Source organism: Parolsenella sp. LCP21S3_E11, assembly GCF_052118165.1.
Taxonomy (GTDB): domain Bacteria; phylum Actinomycetota; class Coriobacteriia; order Coriobacteriales; family Atopobiaceae; genus Parolsenella.
On the sequence record NZ_JBQKHS010000001.1, the window covers coordinates 262,670 to 280,136 of the forward strand.

The window sequence follows — 17,467 nt, forward strand, 5'->3', positions numbered from 1 at the left end:
CGATGGAACATAGGGTGGCGATCACCGGTATTGGCGCGGTCACGCCTCTGGGCAACACGACCCCCGAGACCTGGGAGGCCATGTGCGCGGGGCGTTGCGGCATCGGCCCCATAACCCGCATCGACACGGAGGGCCTCTCGGTGGGCGTTGCGGCGGAGGTCAAGGGTTTTGACGGCGAGGCGTACTTTGGGCGTCGCGAGGCGAAGCACCTCGACCGTTGCGTGCAGTTCGCGATGGCGGCAGCCGACGAGGCGATGGCGGACGCCGGACTCGATGCCGAGGGAGCCGTCGACCACGAGCGCCTGGGCGTCTACATCGGCTCGGGCATCGGCGGCGTGGAGACTTACACCGAGCAGGTGCGCCTCATGGGGGAGAAGGGCCCGCGTCGTGCCTCTCCCTACCTGGTCGCGATGATGATCCCGAATATGGCCGCGGGCAACGTCGCCATCCGCCACAACGCCCAGGGGCCGACCCTGCCCGTGGTGACCGCGTGCGCCACCTCGGCCCACGCGGTGGGTGAGGCGTTCCGCGCGATCAAGCACGGCTATGCGGACGCCATCCTCGCGGGTGGCGCAGAGGCACCCATCATCCGCGAGGTCGTCGCGGGGTTTACTGCGTGCCGTGCGCTCAGCACCAACCCGGATCCCGCGACGGCATGCCGCCCCTTCGACGCCGAGCGCGATGGCTTCGTCATGGGCGAGGGCGGGTGCGTGCTTGCTCTCGAGCAGTGGGAGCACGCCGTCGCTCGCGGAGCGCGCATATATGCCGAGGTCGTTGGCTATGGCAACACCGATGACGCCCACCATATCACGAGCCCGGACCCTGAGGCCGCGGGTATCGCTCGCGCCATTAGCCAGGCTGTGGCGGAGGGCGGCGTGAATCCCGGGGAAGGGCTCTACATCAACGCCCACGGCACCTCGACGAAGCTCAACGACGCGTCTGAGACGCTCGGCTTCAAGCGCGCGCTGGGCGAGGATGCCACCCATGCCGCCCACGTGAGCTCCACCAAGTCGATGACCGGCCACATGCTCGGCGCGACCGGTGCCGTCGAGATCATGGCGTGTGCCCTCGCCCTGCGCGACGGCATCGTGCCGCCCACCATCAACTACGTGACGCCCGACCCCGCCTGCGACCTGGATTACACGCCCAACGAGGCCCGTGCCTGCGAGCTTGGGTGGGCGCTTTCGACGAACCTCGGCTTTGGCGGTCACAACGCGTGCGTCGCCCTGCGAGCCGCCAAGGAGGCATAGGCATGGATTCCAACAAGATTGCCGAGATAGCGGACGTGATGGAGGGCCGTGGTCTCACCCGCGTGCGCGTCGAAGAGCCGGATGGCTCCGCCTTCGAGCTCGAGCGTGCCGTCCGCGAGGCGGCTCCCGCGGTCGTGATGCCGCAGGTCGTCGCCGGTACGGCCGTCGCCGCGCCGCTGGCCGTGCCGGCCGCGGGGGCTGCCACGGTCGAGGCCGAGGTCGCGGCGTCGGTGGCGCCTGAGCCTGCGGGGGCGGAACCCGCGGGCGTGGAGGTCACGTCTCCGATGGTGGGCGTCTACTACGCCTCCCCGGCGCCGGATGCCGAGCCCTTCGTGCGCGTGGGCTCGAAGGTCCGCAAGGGCGAGACGCTTTGCATCATCGAGGCGATGAAGGTCATGAACGAGGTCGCCGCCACGGCGGACGGCGAGATCCTCTCCATCGAGGCCGCTGACGGCGATTTGGTCGAGTACGGCAGTTGCCTCATGAGGATCGGTTAGGGGTCAGACATGAACAGGGAAGAGATCAAGCGCGTCCTGCCGCATCGCGAGCCGATGCTCTTGCTCGACGAGGCCGAGCTCGTGGGTGACGAGGCCCGCGGGCGCATCACCATCACCGGTGAGGAGTTCTTTCTCCAGGGGCACTTTCCTGGCAACCCCGTGGTGCCGGGCGTGATCCAGTGCGAGATGCTTGCCCAGAACTGCTGCGTGCTCTTCTCCGAGGAGCTCGCCCAGGGTGGCACGCCGCTCTACACGAGTCTCGACAAGGTGCGTTTCAAGCGCCCGGTCCGCCCGGGCGACACCATCGAGCTCAGCTGCAGGCTCACCCGTGCGCGCGGCCCCTTCCGCTTCTGCGAGGGAACCGCGACCGTGGATGGCGAGGTCTGCTGCAAGGCATCCATGTCGTTCGCGCTCGTGGACGAAGTCCGGTAGGGGATGGGTCGATGTTCGACAAGATTCTGGTCGCGAACCGGGGCGAGATCGCCGTTCGCGTGATTCGCGCCTGCCGCGACATGGGCGTGCGGACCGTCGCCGTCTACTCGCCCGCGGATGCCGAAGCCCTGCACGTGCGTCTCGCCGATGAGGCCTACTGCATCGGCGGCTCGCGTCTTGCGGAGAGCTACCTCAACGAGGACGCGGTCCTGACCACGGCCGTGAAGTCTGGCGCCAAGGCGATCCATCCCGGCTACGGGTTCTTCTCGGAGAACGCGGGCTTCGTGCGTGAGTGCGAGAAGTGCGGTCTTGCGTTCGTGGGCCCCTCCGCCGAGGTCATCGACCGCATGGGCGATAAGGACGCCGCCCGCCGCACCGCGAAGGCCGCGGGCGTGCCCGTGGTTCCCGGGTGCGACCTGCTGAAGTCCCCCGAGGAGGCGGAGCGCGAGGCGCGCCGCATCGGGTGCCCCGTGCTCATCAAGGCCCGCTCGGGCGGCGGCGGTCGAGGCATCCGCAAGGTCGAGCGTGTCGAGGATGCCGGGCGTGCCTTCGGCGAGGCGCGCGCAGAGGCGGAGGCCGCCTTCGGTGACGGCGAGTGCTACATGGAGAAGTTCGTCTCGCCCGCTCACCACGTCGAGGTCCAGGTCATGGCCGACAAGTTTGGCAACGTCTTCTCCCTCGGCGAGCGCGAGTGCTCCGTGCAGCGCCGCAACCAGAAGCTCGTTGAGGAGAGCCCGGCGCCCTGTCTCGAGGGTCGCCCTGACGTGCGCGAGCGCATGCATCGCGCCGCGCGTGACCTCGCTCGCGCCGTGGGCTACGAGGGCGCCGGCACCGTCGAGTTCCTCTACTCGGACGATGGCAGCTTCTACTTCATGGAGATGAACACGCGCCTGCAGGTCGAGCATCCCGTTACCGAGTTCGTCACTGACGTTGACCTCGTCAAATGGCAGCTGCGCGTGGCGGCGGGCCAGGCCCTGCCCTTCGAGCGCGAGGACCTTCCGGTGGCTGGCCACGCCATGGAGTGCCGCATCAACGCCGAGACGCCCGATTATCTGCCCTCGTGCGGCACCGTCACGATGCTGCACGTTCCTGGCGGGCCGAAGGTGCGCTTCGACTCGGCGCTCTTCCCCGGCGCCGTCGTGCCGCCCTACTACGACTCGATGCTCGCGAAGGTCATCGTCTGCGCGTCTACGCGCGACGGCGCCATTCGCAAGATGCGCTCTGCCCTGGGCGAGCTTGTGATCGAGGGCGTCGATGAGAATAGCGAGCTCCAGCTGCGGATTCTTGCCAATGAGGAGTTCCTCTCCGGCAACTACCACACGAACCTGATGGAGGGCATCAATGCTGCGCAATAGGATCGGCCATGCCCTGAACGCGCTCGAGGGGCCCATGACCGAGGTCTGTGCCGAGTTTCCCGCGCGCCACGTGCTCGTTAAGTGCCCTGGTTGCCGCCGTGCCATTGACGAGGGGACGCTCCGCGAGAACCTCGAGGTGTGCCCACGCTGCGGCAAGCACCTGCGCCTGTCTGGCCGTGCTCGCATGCGCGCGACCGTCGACGCGGGGAGCTTCGAGGAGTGGGACGCCGGCCTTCGGGCGACGGACTTCCTGGAGTTTCCGGGATATGCCGAGAAGCTCGAGGCGGCGCGCGCGTCGTCTCACGAGAACGATGCCGTCATCTGCGGGCGTGGCACCATAGGCGGGCATGCCTGCGCGCTGTTCTTCATGAACGCCGACTTCATGATGGGATCGATGGGATCAGTCGTTGGCGAGAAGATCTGCCGTGCGTTCGAGAAGGCCTGTGAGCTGCGACTTCCCGTTGTGGGCTTCACCGTTTCCGGTGGGGCTCGCATGCAGGAGGGCGTTACGTCGCTCATGCAGATGGCGAAGGTGTCGGCCGCCGTGCGTCGTCACTCCGAGGCGGGGCTTCTCTACGTGTGCGTTCTGACGGACCCCACGACGGGTGGCGTCACGGCGAGCTTCGCCATGGAGGGCGACGTCACGCTCGCCGAGCCGGGTGCGCTCGCGGCTTTCGCCGGCCCGCGCGTGATCGAGCAGACCGCCAGGAAGAAGCTTCCCGCTGGCTTCCAGCGATCTGAGTTCCTCCTTGAGCACGGCTTTTGCGATGCCATCGTTGAGCGCGGGAACATGGTCGCCACCCTCGCGGAGCTGCTGGCCCTTCATGAGGGGGAGGCTCCCGCGGGGGACTCGCCCCACTCGCACGCTGGTGGCGTGCCAAGCCGCCTGGCCAAGCGCGTGGGCAAGGCGAAGAGGGGAGCGGCGGCGAGGAGTGCGTATGACGTCGTCAAGCTCACTCGCTCGGCGGATAGGGTGACCGCCACGGAAATCATCGAGTCTGGCCTCGACGGGTTTGTCGAGCTCCATGGAGACCGCCTCTTTGGCGATGATGCCGCGGTGGTCGCGGGCATTGGCTGGAAGGATAGCCGCGCGATTACCGTCATTGCCATCGAACGAGGCGCGACGACCAAGGAGCGCGTACGCCGCAATTTTGGCATGCCTCATCCGGAGGGGTATCGAAAGGCGCTTCGCCTCATGCGGCAGGCCCAGAAGTTTGGCCGTCCGGTGCTGTGCCTCGTCGATACCTCGGGTGCCTACTGTGGCATTGGCGCCGAGGAGCGTGGCCAGGGCGAGGCCATCGCTCGGAACCTCGTTGAGATGAGTGGGCTTAAGGTGCCCGTCGTGAGCGTGATCACGGGCGAGGGCGGTAGCGGTGGAGCGCTCGCGCTGGGCGTTGCCGACAAGTTGCTCATGCTCGAGAGCTCGGCTTTCTCGGTTGTGAGCCCCGAGGCCTGCGCCTCCATCCTCTGGAAGGACCCGAAGCGTGCCGAGGACGCGGCCGCGGTGCTTTGCCTCACGGCACCAGAGCTGCGGGAACTTGGGCTTGTCGATGGCGTCATCGCCGATGCCGGTCTTACCAAGGCCGAGCTTGCCCGTGACATCGTGCGCGAGGCACAGACGACGTTCGACGAGCTTGCGGGCCTGGATGCCGAGGAGCTCGTCGAAAGGCGCTATGCCAAGTACCGCGCGATTGGCGTGAACCGCCTGGATTAGGGGACGGCGGAGGATGATGCGGGGGAGCCGTGTCTTTCGTTTGCGCGCGGCGACGGCATCCTCGCGTGCGCAGTCGGGCTGCATCCCCTGTTCGCATGCGGGTGATAGACTGGACGGGCAACCAAACGTCAGAAGGGAATCGCATGGGCGTCACCACTAAGACTTCCGCGGCGGAAATCGCCGCTGCTGAGGAGCTCGTCAGCTTCATTCAGAAGAGCCCGAGCATGTTCCACTCCGTTAAGACCATTCGCTCCTACCTCGACGAGGCCGGTTTCACGTACCTCCCCGAGGCCGGCGCGTGGGATGTCCGCGCGGGCGGCAGCTACTACACGTGTCGCAACAACTCGACCGTCATCGCCTGGAAGGTGGGCGAGCGCGTTGCCGAGGAGGACTCGAGCTATCACTTCCAGCTTGCGGCGTCTCACGCGGATTCGCCGGCGTTTAAGCTCAAGAACGTTGCCGAGATGGAAGGCCCCGAGGCCTACCTGCGTCTCGACACCGAGGCTTACGGCGGCATGATCGACTACACCTGGTTCGATAAGCCCCTGTCGCTTGCTGGTCGCGTGCTCGTGCGCGAGGGTTCTCGCATCGAGAGCCGCCTCGTGTCGCTCGACCGTGACGTCGCGATTATCCCGAGCCTTGCCATTCACTTTGATCGTGCCGTGAACGACAAGTTCTCGCCCAACCGCGCGACCGACCTGTGCCCGATCATGTCCGCAGGTGACTGCACCGTGGGCACCGTCGACGCGCTCGTGGCAGAGCATCTTGGGATCGAGCCCGAGAACATCGTCGCGCGCGATCTGTTCCTCGTGAACCGTCAGCGTGGCTGCGTGTGGGGTGCTGCCAGCGAGTTCGTGTCCTCGCCCAAGCTTGATGACCTTGCCTGCGCATTCACGTCGCTCAAGGCGTTCCTTGCGAGCGACAACCAGCGTGATGTGAGCGTCTACTGCTGCTTCGACAACGAGGAGGTTGGCTCGAACACGAAGCAGGGCGCCATGTCCACCGTGCTCGCCGATACCCTCGCGCGCGTTAATGCGGCGCTCGGGCACACGAGCGACGAGCTGTGCCAGGCGGTTGCCAAGTCCATGCTCGTGAGCTGCGATAACGCGCATGCCGTTCACCCGAACCAGGCGGGTAAGTGCGACGCCGTCAACCGCTGTCGCCTTAACGGCGGCCTCGTGGTGAAGGAGGCGGCGAACCAGAAGTACTGCACCGACGCCTTCAGCCGCGCCGTGCTCCAGGCGGTTTGTGCCGATGCGGGCGTGCCGCTTCAGACGTTTGCCAACCGCAGCGACATGGCGGGCGGCTCTACGCTCGGTAACCTTTCGAACACGCAGGTCAGCGTACATGCCGTTGATGTGGGCCTGCCGCAGCTGGCCATGCACTCGAGCTACGAGACAGGCGGAGCGCGCGATGTGACCCTCGCCATCGAGGCTCTCACGGCTTTCTATAACGCCGACCTCCGCATCGACGGTGCCGATGCCGTGACGCTCGGGTAACACCCGGCTATTGCCAGGAAGTCGAAGTATCGGGCGGGTAGCGCAGGGAAATCTAACGTTTTGAGGGGGTGTGGCTACGGCCGCACCCCCTAACAGAAAAGGCGCCGCCCGGCTGGAGAAGCTGGGCGGCGCCTGATTGGTCTAGCTGAGCCTATTGGCGGGAGACGGATAAACCGTTCGTGTCCTACTCGTCGCCGAAGGAAATGCCAAGCATCTTGGCCTCGCGGACGAGCTCGCTGTTAGGGTCGACGTACTTGAGCTTGCCGGCGACCTCCTTGAGCGGGACGCGCGTCATGCGGCCATCGCGCAGGGCAATCATGCAGCCGTACTCGCCGGCGAGGCAGCTCTTTGCGGCTTCGACGCCACACTGGGTCGCGAAGATGCGGTCCTGCGCGCTGGGCTCGCCGCCGCGCTGCGTGTGGCCAGGTACCGCGACGCGAACCTCGCGATCGGTGCGAGCGGCGATTTCCTCGGCGATGTCGTAGGCGACGCTGGGCTTCACGCGCTGGGCGACCAGGCGCTTATAGTCCTTCTTCTTCATCGCCGCCTCCTCCTTGGTGATGGCGCCCTCGGCCACGACGACGATCGAGAATCGCCCGCCATCGCGTTCGCGCTGCTCAATGGCGTCAATCACGTTGTCCATCTCGTACGGAATCTCGGGAATGAGGATGACGTCGGCGCCGCCGGCAATGCCCGCGTAGAGCGGAATCCAGCCAACCTTGTGGCCCATGATCTCGATCACGAAGACGCGACGATGGCTGTCCGCCGTGGTGTGGATGTCGTCGATGCACTTCGTCGCGATGTCAATGGCGCTGGGGAAGCCGAAGGTCATGTCGGTGCCATAGGTGTCGTTGTCGATGGTCTTCGGCAGGGCGATTATGTTGAGGCCCTCCTCGCGAAGGCGGTTGGCAGTCTTCGTGGAGCCGTTACCGCCCAGCACGAACAGGCAGTCGAGATCGAGCTTGCGATAGTTCTTGACCATCGCGGGGACCTTCTCGACACCGTCCGCCTCGGGCGTGTCGAGGAGCTTGAAGGGCGTGCGGCTGGTGCCCAGGATTGTGCCGCCCTTGATGAGGATGCCAGAGAAATCAGCCCAGCTCATCTTGCGATAGCGACCGTAGATGAGGCCCTGGTAGCCGTCTTCGAAGCCGTAGATCTCGACCTTTTCCTTCGAGTTCCTGAGCACGGTCTTCACGATGCCACGCATGGTGGCGTTGAGCGCCTGGCAGTCGCCGCCGCTGGTAAGAAGGCCAATCCTGAGCATGGGAGCTCCCTTCTGATCCGCCACGGCGGGGCGCGTCGCGATCCCTGCAGGGCGTCTTTTTGGTTCACCGGCACAGTCTTACATAAGTATTCCCCGCCGAACGCGTTCCGGACGCAGACGTAACAGTTTCATGACAGAGTGCAAGCGGGCGCAAAGGCCCGTCAAGTGCCGTCGCGACGAGTGACAGAGCTTCTGAGCAGCTAAGACGGTGGCTACGTCGGGCTGTTGGCGTGCTAGCGTGCAATTGCAACGCCTCTTGACAGCATCGTCGGGGTTAGTACAATGCCAAACCGTTGCCGCCACGCGCGGCACGCGTGCTGGGGGTGCTCGCAAGAGCTGAGAGGATTTCCAACCCCTTGAACCTGACCTGGTTAGGACCAGCGTAGGGAAGCTACCCGTCTCGCGTTCGAGGCGTCGTTCTTCTGGCGCGCGGCTTTGCCGCACCCGCCGTCTCGTGCGGCGACGTTGTCTTGCCGGCTCGTTCAAGCCTCTCGTTCCTGCTTGCATCCAGATGCGGTCCCTACGGCCGCGGATGTGGCCCGTGCGGCCACGACGCAGCCCGCCTGCGTCACGAACGAGAGGAAGACATGTCTGAAAACTGCTGTGAGGGCTGCAACCGCCCCGATCTGCCTTGGGCTGGCAGGGGCACTGACCTGCCGATTTCCGGCTGCCGATTCACGCTCTACCCTATGTGCGACAACTTCATCGACATCATTCTCGGTGCCCTCGGGCGCGTCGACACCTCCTGCGTCTGGAGCGAGACCGACGCCCTTTCGACGGTCTACCGCGGCAAGCTTCCCTATGTGATGGATGCGGTCTCCGCGCTGTTCGCCAGCTCCTGGACTGAGGGCGTCCACATGGCCATCGAGGGCCAGGTCTCCAAGGGTTGCCCGGGTGACGTCTCCGGCGACTCGGTGCTCGAGGCTACGGGCGAGGCTCCCAACCACGCCATCGTCGAGGCTGCCACCCAGCCGTGCCTGTGCAAGCTCGCCCTCTATCCCATGGGCGTGGGCGACTACATCGACGACATCGCCGAGGTCTGGCGCCTCGCCGAGAAGCGTGGCCTCAACCCCACCACGATTCACTACGCCACGCGCATCGAGGGCAGCATCAAGGACGTCTTCACCTACCTGCAGGAGGTCTGCGAGCTCATGGAAGCGAGCGAGAACGTCCACCATTACGTGCTGCACTTCACGATCAACGTCAATAGCCCCACGGTCGAGTAGGACCACGAGGGCTTGGCCAGCGCGCTGGCTGTCGCGCTGAACGACGCGACGGGCGACCCACGCCCGCGCACTTACCGCAAGAACCTGAAAAAGGGACAGTCCCTTTTTCAGGTGACGAGAGGAGAAACAAGGAATGGCTAACGAGAACGGTGCCGCCAAGGGCGGCTGGAAGCTCCAGGAGATCATCTTCGTGGCGATGCTCTGCGTCGTCTTCGGCGTTGTCTACCTCGTGGCGGTCTACGCCGCCGCGGCAATGGTCGCCGCCTTCACCCCGATGGGCATCGGCCCCATGGGCAACGAGATCGTGTTTGGCATCTGGTTCATGGTGTCCACGCTCGCGGCCTACATCATCCAGCGTCCGGGCGTCGCTCTCGTCTCTGAGGTCGTCGCCGCCCTCATCGAGGTCCTTCTCGGCAACATGTATGGCCCGATGGTCATCGTGACCGGCCTCGTCCAGGGTGCCGGCGCCGAGCTCGCCTTCGCCCTCGGCCACTACAAGAGCTTCGAGACCAAGGACATGCTGCTCGCGAGCGCCTTCTGCACCGTCATCAGCTTCGTCTGGAGCTTCATCCGCTCCGGCTACGGCCTCATTGCCGTCCCGGTGCTCGTGCTGTTCTTCGTCGTGAGGCTCGTGAGCTCCATGCTCTTCGCCGGCCTACTCTCCAAGGCCATCGGCGACGGCCTCGCCAAGACCGGCCTGCTTAAGGGCTACGCCCTGGGTCGCTCGCGTGCCTAGCGCCGAGACGGACATCGCGCTCGAGGCTCGTGGCCTGGGCTTTCGCTACAGCGAGGGCTCGGGCCCGGTCTTCTCCGACCTCTCCCTGACCGTGCGTCGGGGGGAGGTCGTCCTCGTGATGGGGGCCTCCGGGTCGGGCAAGTCGACGCTCGCCTTCTGCCTCGCCGGGCTTTACCCGGCCTATGCAGGCGAGCTCGAGGGCGAGGTCCTTGCGGCTGGTCGTCCGGTGGGGAAGATGGGTCCGTGCGAGCGAAGCCGCGAAGTCTCGATACTGTTCCAGAATCCTGACAACCAGTTCTGCATGGATACGGTCGAGCGCGAGGTGCTCTTTGCGCTCGAAAACGTCGCCTGGCCTGGTGACATGCGCGAGCGCTGTCGCGAGCTCCTCGCGCTCGTGGGCCTCGAGGGACGCGAGAAGGACCGCATCGGCCAGCTCTCCGGCGGCACCAAGCAGAAGCTCGCGCTGTGCACCGCGCTCGCGTGCGGCGCCCGCACGCTCGTGCTTGACGAGCCGTTCGCCAATCTCGATCCGTCGTCGTGCGCCTCGGTCGCCGTCGAGCTTCGCCGTCTCAACGAGCAAGAGGGCGTGACGCTCGTGGTGGTCGACCATCGTGCCGGTTGGTGGTTGCCCTTTGCGGACCGCGTCGTGCTCATGCGCGAGCATGGCAGCCTTGACGAGGCAAGCTTCCCGGTCGCGGAGTTCGCGGCCCATGAGGCGGAAATGCGCGCCGACGGCCTGTTCGTGAATGACGAATGGGCGAGGGGCCTGCGCCCCGCGCTCGTTTCCGAGGATGCCGAGAAGGTCGTCCGCGTCCGCGACCTGTCCGTTGGCTATGGGCGAGGCCGGTCGGCGTCCACCGTGCTCTCGGGTGTTTCGTTCGAGGTGGCTCACGGCAGCGTGGCTGCCCTCGTGGGCGAGTGCGGCAGCGGCAAGTCCACGCTGCTCCATGCCATCGCGGGCGCGTGTCGCACGTCCGGCGAGCTCGCGGTCGAGGGATCCGTTGGCCTGGTCTTCCAGAACCCGCGTCTGCAGTTCCTCGCGCTCACTGTTGCCGAGGAAGTCATGGTGACGCTGCGTGCCGCCAATCCAGATGTGGCGGAGGAGGAGCTTGCGGCACGCGTGCCCAACCTTCTCGCCGAGTTTGGCCTGAAGGGCCTGGGCGAGCGCTCGCCGTATGAGATTAGCCAGGGCCAGCAGCGCCGTCTCGCCATGCTCGCGATGCTAGCGGGGCGTGCCGACGTCCTTCTGCTCGACGAGCCTACGTATGCGCAGGACGAGCGTTCGACGCGGAAGATGCTCGACGTACTCGAGCGACGCGTTGCCGCTGGCCTCACCGTCGTCGTGGCGACGCACGACCTCGTGCTCGCCCGCGCCATCGCCAACCAGGTGCTGCTCGTAGGTGACGGGCATGTGCGTCCGCTCGAGGGCGAGGAGCTTGACGCCTACGTCGAGGCTCGTCGTGAGCCCGCGACGACCGCCGCGCCTGCCGACGCCGTCTCGATTGCCGCGCCCGCCGATGCCGCCGCATCCGCCGTTCGAGAGGGGAGTGCCTCATGAGGAGCCTGAATCCCGGGATCAAGCTCGCCGCGCTCACCGTGGCGTCGCTCATCCTCTCCGTCACGTTCAACACGCGCGTCAACCTCGCGGTTTGCGTCACCGCCCTTGTGGCGACGCTCGCGAGCCCTGGCACGAACCGTCGCGGCGTCGCAGCGGCGCTCGTGCCCTTCGCCCTGACCTCGGCGGCGCTCTTTGTGACCGGTCTCATGTATGGCTCGGGCGGAAACGCCTCCGCGGCCATCGAGGCGGACGTGTTTGGCCAGCGCACCCTGTTCGCCAGTGACTGGACCACCGCCGCGCAGCTCGCGAGCCGCGTCATGGCATACGGCGGCCTGGGCCTGTCATTCGCCTTCACGAGCGATGCTTTCGAGCTGGTTATGAGCCTCATGCAGCAGTTCCGCCTGCCGCCGAAGTTCGCCTACGGCGTACTGGCCGCCTACCACTTCTTTCCCGTGGTCAAGGACGAGTACGCCGAGGTCGGCCTTGCGCTTAAGGCCCGCGGCGTTCACGTGAACCCGCTGTCTCCTAGGCGTGTCGTGCCGATGCTGGCGCACGCCCTCGAGCGCTCGGAGAGCCTTGCCATGGCAATGGAGTCTCGCGGGTTCGGGGACTCCGGCGAACGACGCTGCGCGTTCGAGGTGCCGCTCCGCGCTCGTGATGTCGCCTTCGCCGTGGGGCTGAACGCGGCGATTGTCGCCGCGCTCGTTCTGGTGCCGTAGGTGGGGTGGGCGTGGGGTCGCGCGAGCTCCCCACGCCCGTCCGCGCTGCGCGCGTCCGCAAAGTTGACAAAGGGACTGTCCCTTTGTCACTTTGTCAACTTTTCGCCGTTCATCCGATTCGAAGGGAGCTTTCCATGCGAGAGACCAAGGCCGAGCAGTGGCGCAGGCTCTGCTCGGAGAACCCGGGCATGAGCCCGTTTGTGCTGCTCAAGATCTCGATGGTTTGGCATGGCGCCCGTCTTTCCGCGACGGCGCTCGCTCGTCTGCAGGAGGGCGACTACCGCTTTGCCTCCGCCGAGCCCTTTGACATCGCGTTTGGTGGAAGGCCCGCGCGCCTCGTCATGCCCGGCGGCGTGCTCCTCCGCGACGCCACCTACGTCTACATAAACTGGGGCGAGACGTACGACGACCCCTACGTCATCGACTTTGACGAGCGTGCGGGCGAGTTCGTGCTTCGCGAACCGGCCGCCGGCCCGATCGCTGCGGACGGCGACCCTGCGGGAGACGTCCGCGAGGGCATCCTGGACGTCGTGGATTTCGTGCTGCGCCCCGAGCTCTTCGACCATGAGGCGACGGGCGGCGTTCCCATGGACGAGCTTGCCGACGTTCGCGCCCAGAAGCTGATCCTCACGTCCTATCGTCGCTGCGAGTTTTGGGGCCGCGGCGAGCAATGCCGCTTCTGCGCGCTGTTCACGCGCCACGGCATCGAGCCCGAGGTCCCTTGCGCCCAGCTTGGCGAGACCGTGCGCACGGCTCTCGCCGAGCCCGGCCGCTACTCCGAGCTCTACATCTCCGGAGGTACGGACTATGCGGGCGAGCCGCCGTTCGGGCGTGAGCTCGAGCGCTACCTGCGCTGCGTTCGCGCCATGGGGGAGACGTTCTCCGGGCGCTTCTCGTGCCAGGTCATGGCTCCCGCCTGGCCTCGCGAGCTCGTCAAGCGCCTGCATGATGAGTCGGGTGTCACCTCGTATAGCCCGAACCTCGAGGTCTGGGGCGCGGGCCAGTTCGCGCGCCTGTGCCCTGGCAAGAACGCTCACGTAGGGTATGACGAGTGGCTTCGTCGCACGGTCGACGCCGTGGACGTCTTCGGTGCGGGCAACGTTTACACGCAGGTGGTTGGCGGGGCCGAGCTCGCCGGTGACGGCGCGGTGCTCACGTCCGAGGAGGCGATCGAGCGCAACCTTGAGGCGTGCGAGTGGTTCGCCGAGCGCGGCGTGACCTGCCTGTCCGTCATCTGGCGCCCGCATCGTCGCAGCGTGTTGGGCTGGCGCCCGATGCCTCCCATCGAGTATTACGTGGAGCTCGCGAAGGGCTTCCACGACGTGCGCGCGAGCCATGGGCTGGTTGCGTTCGAGGACGACTACAAGATGTGCGGCAACCACCCCGATGCGGACCTCGAGCGAATCGACGCCTCCGTCTGGAAGGGCCTGAACCGCGAGGAGACTTCTCCCGAGGTTGTCGCCGCGGGCGAGACGCCCTCGGGCGAGGGCGCACCGCGCGTGAGCGTCCCCGGCGAGGAGGGGACTCTGTTCTGCGAGGCGTTCTCCGCCTCTGAGCTGGGAGTTTCCAAGCTTGCGGGCGAGCGTGGCGTTGTCGTTGCCCTGCGAGAGGACCGTAGCGACCTGGGGGCGGGCCTTGCCCGGGCGCTCTGGTTCGACGAGCCGGTCGAGCTGTGGCTTCGCGAGGGTATTGCCTGGCGCCATGTGCGAGCTCGCGTCTGGCGCTGTGACGTCGTGGGCCCGGTCTTCTCCACCGCTCTGGCTCGCGTGCGCAAGGGTTCACCATCCGCCGAGGTGGCGAGTGCGTGGGAGCTCCGCGTCGTTGAGGAGGCCCCCGTGGCCTCAGCGCCCGTCGCACGCGTGCCTTCGCGTGCCCCGAGGCCGGAGCTTCACCTCGATAACCCGCTGTTGCACTAGCGGCCGCGGGGTGCCGGCCCGGCCTGCGCTGATGGGCGCGGGGTGCCGGCCCGGGCTGCGCTGGTGGCCACAGGGTGGGCTTCGCTAGTAGCCGCAGGTTGCTACTCCAGGGCGAACAACGAACGGATGTTCTATGGAGCCGCGATGGCGTTTGGCGCCTCGCGGCTCGTCTCGTTACACTGAAGAGCTATGAGAAACGGCACAACGGGGGAGTGGTCCATGGCTTCCGATTCCATCGTTATCAGGGGCGCGCGCGAGCATAACCTGCGCGATATCAACGTATCGATTCCGCGCGACAAGCTCGTCGTCATCACGGGCCTCTCGGGCTCTGGCAAGTCGAGCCTGGCCTTCGACACCATCTATGCCGAGGGCCAGCGTCGCTATGTGGAGAGTCTCTCCAGCTATGCGCGCCAGTTCCTCGGCCAGATGGACAAGCCGGACCTCGACTCGATCGACGGCCTCTCCCCGGCGGTCTCCATCGACCAGAAGACCACGTCGAAGAACCCGCGCTCAACCGTGGGTACCGTGACGGAGATCTATGACTACCTCCGCCTGCTCTTCGCCCGCGTGGGCACGCCCCACTGCCCGGAGTGTGGCCGCGTGATCGAGCGCCAGACGACGGACCAGGTGGCGGATAAGATCCTCGCCGCGGGTCAGGGCCGGCGCGCGCTGGTGCTTGCCCCCGTGGTTCTTGGCCGTAAGGGCGAGTACACGAAGCTCCTCGATGATTTGCGCGCGGAGGGCTTCTCGCGCGTTCGCATCGATGGCGAGGTCCGCGAGCTTGACGAGGAGATCAAGCTCGACAAGAAGCTCAAGCACGACATTGAGGTCGTGGTGGACCGCATCGTCATTCGCGAGACGAGCCTCGGCCGCATCGCGGAGGCAGTGGAGACGGCGACGCGCCTCGCCGCCGGTAAGGTGGGCGTCTACATGCTGCCCGACCGCGATGACCCCGAGGGCATTCCCGGCGAGCTGCTCCAGTACTCGCTCGCGCTCGCGTGCCCCATCCACGGCCACTCGATGGATGATCCACAGCCGCGCGACTTCTCCTTCAACGCTCCCTATGGCGCCTGCCCGGACTGCGACGGCCTCGGCTTCAGGCGCGTGGTGGACGCGGAGTCGCTCATCGAGGACCCCAACCTCTCCGTTTCCGAGGGGGTGTTTGGCAGCTTCTTCGGCAGGTCGAACTACTACCCGCAGGTGCTCGCTGCGGTGTGCCGCCACTTTAAGGCGAGCCCTGACACCCCGTTCAACAAGCTGCCCAAGAAGGTGCGCGATGCCCTCCTCGACGGTCTCGGCTCCACGAAGGTCCGCGTCGACTACCACACGCTCGACGGTCGAGATACCAACTGGTCGACCACCTTCTCGGGTGTGCGCTCCGTCCTGTTCGAGAAGTACACGGAGACAACCAACGAGAAGATGCGCGCACGCCTGGAGAAGTACATCCATGAGGTGCCCTGCCCGACGTGCCATGGCGCGCGCCTCAAGCCGGAGATTCTCGCCGTCACGGTGGGCGGCAAGTCCATCTATGACGTCTGCTGCATGAGCTGTCGCGAGTCCCTCGAGTTCTTCCGTGACCTCAAACTCACGGAGCGCCAGGAGTTCATCGGCGGGCGCATCGTGAAGGAGATCGTCGAGCGCCTGCGCTTCCTGGTGGACGTGGGCCTGGATTACCTCACCCTCGCCCGCGCCTCGGCGACGCTCTCCGGCGGCGAGGCGCAGCGCATCCGCCTGGCCACGCAGATCGGCGCGGGCCTCATGGGTGTGCTCTATATCCTCGACGAGCCCTCCATCGGCCTGCACCAGCGCGACAACGACCGCCTGATCAAGACGCTCGAGCGCCTCCGCGACCAGGGCAACACCGTGATTGTGGTCGAGCATGACGAAGACACGATCCGCGCGGCTGACTACGTGATCGACATGGGCCCCGGCGCGGGCGAGCTGGGTGGTGAGGTGGTCGCCGCGGGCACGCCCGGGCAGATCTGCGAGTGCGCGGACTCGATCACAGGCGCCTATCTCACGGGTAGGAGACTCATTCGCTTGCCGGAGGAACGCCGCCGTCCCGGCCGCGGCGAGCTCAAGATCGTCGGTGCGAGCCACAACAACCTCAAGAACGTGACTGTGAGCATTGAGTTTGGCACGCTCACGGTGGTCACGGGAGTCTCAGGCTCGGGCAAGAGCTCGCTCGTGACGGACACCCTCGCCCCCGCGCTCACCAACGCCATCCAGAACTCGCTGCGTCCGGTGGGCGAGTACAAGAAGCTCACGGGGATCGACCAAATCGACAAGGTCATCGACGTGGACCAGAGCCCGATCGGCCGCACGCCGCGCTCCAACCCGGCCACGTACATCGGCTTGTGGGATGACCTCCGCGCGCTCTTCTCGTCCACGCCGGAGAGCCGTGCCCGCGGCTATAGTCCCGGTCGCTTCTCGTTCAACGTGCCGGGCGGCCGTTGCGAGGCCTGCAAGGGCGATGGCCAGATCAAGATCGAGATGAACTTCTTGCCAGACGTCTACGTCCCGTGCGAGGTCTGCCATGGTGCTCGCTATAACCGCGAGACGCTCGAGGTGAAGTACCACGGCAAGAGCATCTCGGACGTGCTCGACATGAGCGTGACCGAGGCCCTGGCGTTCTTTGGGAACATCCCGCGCATCAAGAAGAAGCTCCAGACGCTCTATGACGTGGGTCTGGGCTACATCCGCCTGGGCCAGCCGGCAACGACGCTCTCTGGCGGCGAGGCGCAGCGCGTGAAGCTCGCCAAGGAGCTCCACCGCCAGCAGACGGGCAAGACCTTCTACATCCTCGACGAGCCCACGACGGGCCTGCACTTCGAGGACGTGCGCCAGCTGCTTGACGTCCTCCAGCGCCTGGTCGACGCGGGCAATACGGTGCTGGTCATCGAGCACAACCTCGACGTCATCAAGGTGGCTGACCGTCTAATCGACATGGGCCCCGAGGGCGGTGACGGCGGCGGCACCGTGGTGTGCACCGGCACGCCCGAGGAGGTCGCGGCCTGTCCGGAGAGCTATACCGGCAAGTTCCTCGGGCCGGTGCTCGAGCGCACGCGCGAGCTGCAGGATGCCCTCGACGCCTCGGGGAAGGGCGAGTGGGTTCCGCGCGTGAGCGCGTTTGGCGCCGCCCCGGCGGAGGAGTAGGCTCGCGGGTGCTGCCGGCTGGCACGCGACTGGCGGCAGCACCCGGCTTGCGAAGGGCGGCGCACCCGGCTTGCGAAGGGCAACGCACCCGGCGCGCGGGCGCGCATGCGTACGCAAAGGCGGTGCGGCATCACGAATGGTGCCG

Annotated in this window: 13 protein-coding genes and 1 riboswitch; of the genes, 12 read left to right on the forward strand and 1 reads right to left on the reverse strand. The window is 66.4% G+C overall.

Going from position 1 to position 17,467, the window contains the following annotated elements; genetic code table 11:
* Positions 1–14 precede the first annotated feature (14 nt).
* From fabF to ACTQ1Z_RS01160, 6 genes are all read left to right on the forward strand, one after another.
* A complete protein-coding gene (gene fabF / locus ACTQ1Z_RS01135; RefSeq protein WP_441858084.1) occupies positions 15–1,250 on the forward strand; it encodes a beta-ketoacyl-ACP synthase II in 1,236 nt (411 codons plus the stop codon).
* A gap of 2 nt (positions 1,251–1,252) precedes the next feature.
* Positions 1,253–1,747, forward strand: coding sequence for an acetyl-CoA carboxylase biotin carboxyl carrier protein (gene accB / locus ACTQ1Z_RS01140; RefSeq protein ID WP_441858086.1), 495 nt, complete (start codon positions 1,253–1,255; stop codon positions 1,745–1,747).
* Positions 1,748–1,756: 9 nt separating this feature from the next.
* Positions 1,757–2,179, forward strand: a complete 423-nt coding sequence (fabZ, locus tag ACTQ1Z_RS01145; protein ID WP_441858088.1) for a 3-hydroxyacyl-ACP dehydratase FabZ — start codon at positions 1,757–1,759, stop codon at positions 2,177–2,179.
* An 11-nt stretch (positions 2,180–2,190) separates the two neighbouring features.
* Positions 2,191–3,534 carry an acetyl-CoA carboxylase biotin carboxylase subunit gene (locus ACTQ1Z_RS01150; protein WP_441858090.1) on the forward strand — a complete coding sequence of 448 codons (1,344 nt, stop codon included), beginning with the start codon at positions 2,191–2,193 and terminating at the stop codon, positions 3,532–3,534.
* The gene (accD, locus tag ACTQ1Z_RS01155) at positions 3,521–5,248 is read left to right on the forward strand and encodes an acetyl-CoA carboxylase, carboxyltransferase subunit beta (protein WP_441858092.1); all 1,728 of its coding nucleotides are present in this window, start codon (positions 3,521–3,523) and stop codon (positions 5,246–5,248) included. Before ACTQ1Z_RS01150 ends, accD begins: the two co-directional genes overlap by 14 nt.
* Positions 5,249–5,391: 143 nt before the next feature.
* On the forward strand, positions 5,392–6,747 hold the full coding sequence (locus ACTQ1Z_RS01160; RefSeq protein ID WP_320680015.1) for a M18 family aminopeptidase: 1,356 nt from the start codon (positions 5,392–5,394) through the stop codon (positions 6,745–6,747).
* Positions 6,748–6,931: 184 nt separating this feature from the next.
* Here ACTQ1Z_RS01160 and ACTQ1Z_RS01165 read toward each other — a convergent pair whose 3' ends face one another.
* Positions 6,932–8,011 carry a 6-phosphofructokinase gene (locus ACTQ1Z_RS01165; RefSeq protein ID WP_441858094.1) on the reverse strand — a complete coding sequence of 360 codons (1,080 nt, stop codon included), beginning with the start codon at positions 8,009–8,011 and terminating at the stop codon, positions 6,932–6,934.
* A gap of 309 nt (positions 8,012–8,320) precedes the next feature.
* Positions 8,321–8,417, forward strand: a riboswitch (TPP riboswitch).
* A gap of 181 nt (positions 8,418–8,598) precedes the next feature.
* Between ACTQ1Z_RS01165 and ACTQ1Z_RS01170 the strand changes: the two genes are divergently transcribed.
* The 6 genes from ACTQ1Z_RS01170 to uvrA all read left to right on the forward strand — a co-directional run bounded on the left by ACTQ1Z_RS01170 (position 8,599) and on the right by uvrA (position 17,322).
* A complete protein-coding gene (locus ACTQ1Z_RS01170; RefSeq protein ID WP_441858096.1) occupies positions 8,599–9,237 on the forward strand; it encodes a YkoF family thiamine/hydroxymethylpyrimidine-binding protein in 639 nt (212 codons plus the stop codon).
* Positions 9,238–9,370: 133 nt separating this feature from the next.
* The gene (locus ACTQ1Z_RS01175; RefSeq protein ID WP_293814675.1) at positions 9,371–9,973 is read left to right on the forward strand and encodes an ECF transporter S component; all 603 of its coding nucleotides are present in this window, start codon (positions 9,371–9,373) and stop codon (positions 9,971–9,973) included.
* Entirely contained in the window at positions 9,966–11,531 is a 1,566-nt protein-coding gene (locus ACTQ1Z_RS01180; RefSeq protein WP_441858098.1) for an ABC transporter ATP-binding protein, read from the forward strand. The genes ACTQ1Z_RS01175 and ACTQ1Z_RS01180 overlap by 8 nt, the downstream gene beginning before the upstream one ends.
* Positions 11,528–12,250 (forward strand): energy-coupling factor transporter transmembrane component T family protein, encoded by a 723-nt coding sequence (locus ACTQ1Z_RS01185; protein ID WP_441858100.1) that lies wholly within the window; start codon positions 11,528–11,530, stop codon positions 12,248–12,250. The genes ACTQ1Z_RS01180 and ACTQ1Z_RS01185 overlap by 4 nt, the downstream gene beginning before the upstream one ends.
* A gap of 134 nt (positions 12,251–12,384) precedes the next feature.
* On the forward strand, positions 12,385–14,166 hold the full coding sequence (locus ACTQ1Z_RS01190) for a radical SAM protein (RefSeq protein ID WP_441858102.1): 1,782 nt from the start codon (positions 12,385–12,387) through the stop codon (positions 14,164–14,166).
* A 219-nt stretch (positions 14,167–14,385) separates the two neighbouring features.
* Entirely contained in the window at positions 14,386–17,322 is a 2,937-nt protein-coding gene (gene uvrA, locus ACTQ1Z_RS01195; RefSeq protein ID WP_441858104.1) for an excinuclease ABC subunit UvrA, read from the forward strand.
* The last annotated feature ends 145 nt before the right edge of the window (positions 17,323–17,467 follow it).

Coding starts and splice junctions, on each gene's coding strand:
- accD (WP_441858092.1), top strand. CDS start 3,521: ATGCTGCGCAATAGGATCGGCCATGCCCTGAACGCGCTCGAGGGGCCC.
- fabZ (WP_441858088.1), top strand. CDS start 1,757: ATGAACAGGGAAGAGATCAAGCGCGTCCTGCCGCATCGCGAGCCGATG.
- ACTQ1Z_RS01165 (WP_441858094.1), bottom strand. CDS start 8,011: ATGCTCAGGATTGGCCTTCTTACCAGCGGCGGCGACTGCCAGGCGCTC.
- ACTQ1Z_RS01185 (WP_441858100.1), top strand. CDS start 11,528: ATGAGGAGCCTGAATCCCGGGATCAAGCTCGCCGCGCTCACCGTGGCG.
- ACTQ1Z_RS01160 (WP_320680015.1), top strand. CDS start 5,392: ATGGGCGTCACCACTAAGACTTCCGCGGCGGAAATCGCCGCTGCTGAG.
- ACTQ1Z_RS01170 (WP_441858096.1), top strand. CDS start 8,599: ATGTCTGAAAACTGCTGTGAGGGCTGCAACCGCCCCGATCTGCCTTGG.
- ACTQ1Z_RS01150 (WP_441858090.1), top strand. CDS start 2,191: ATGTTCGACAAGATTCTGGTCGCGAACCGGGGCGAGATCGCCGTTCGC.
- ACTQ1Z_RS01190 (WP_441858102.1), top strand. CDS start 12,385: ATGCGAGAGACCAAGGCCGAGCAGTGGCGCAGGCTCTGCTCGGAGAAC.
- ACTQ1Z_RS01175 (WP_293814675.1), top strand. CDS start 9,371: ATGGCTAACGAGAACGGTGCCGCCAAGGGCGGCTGGAAGCTCCAGGAG.
- accB (WP_441858086.1), top strand. CDS start 1,253: ATGGATTCCAACAAGATTGCCGAGATAGCGGACGTGATGGAGGGCCGT.
- uvrA (WP_441858104.1), top strand. CDS start 14,386: ATGGCTTCCGATTCCATCGTTATCAGGGGCGCGCGCGAGCATAACCTG.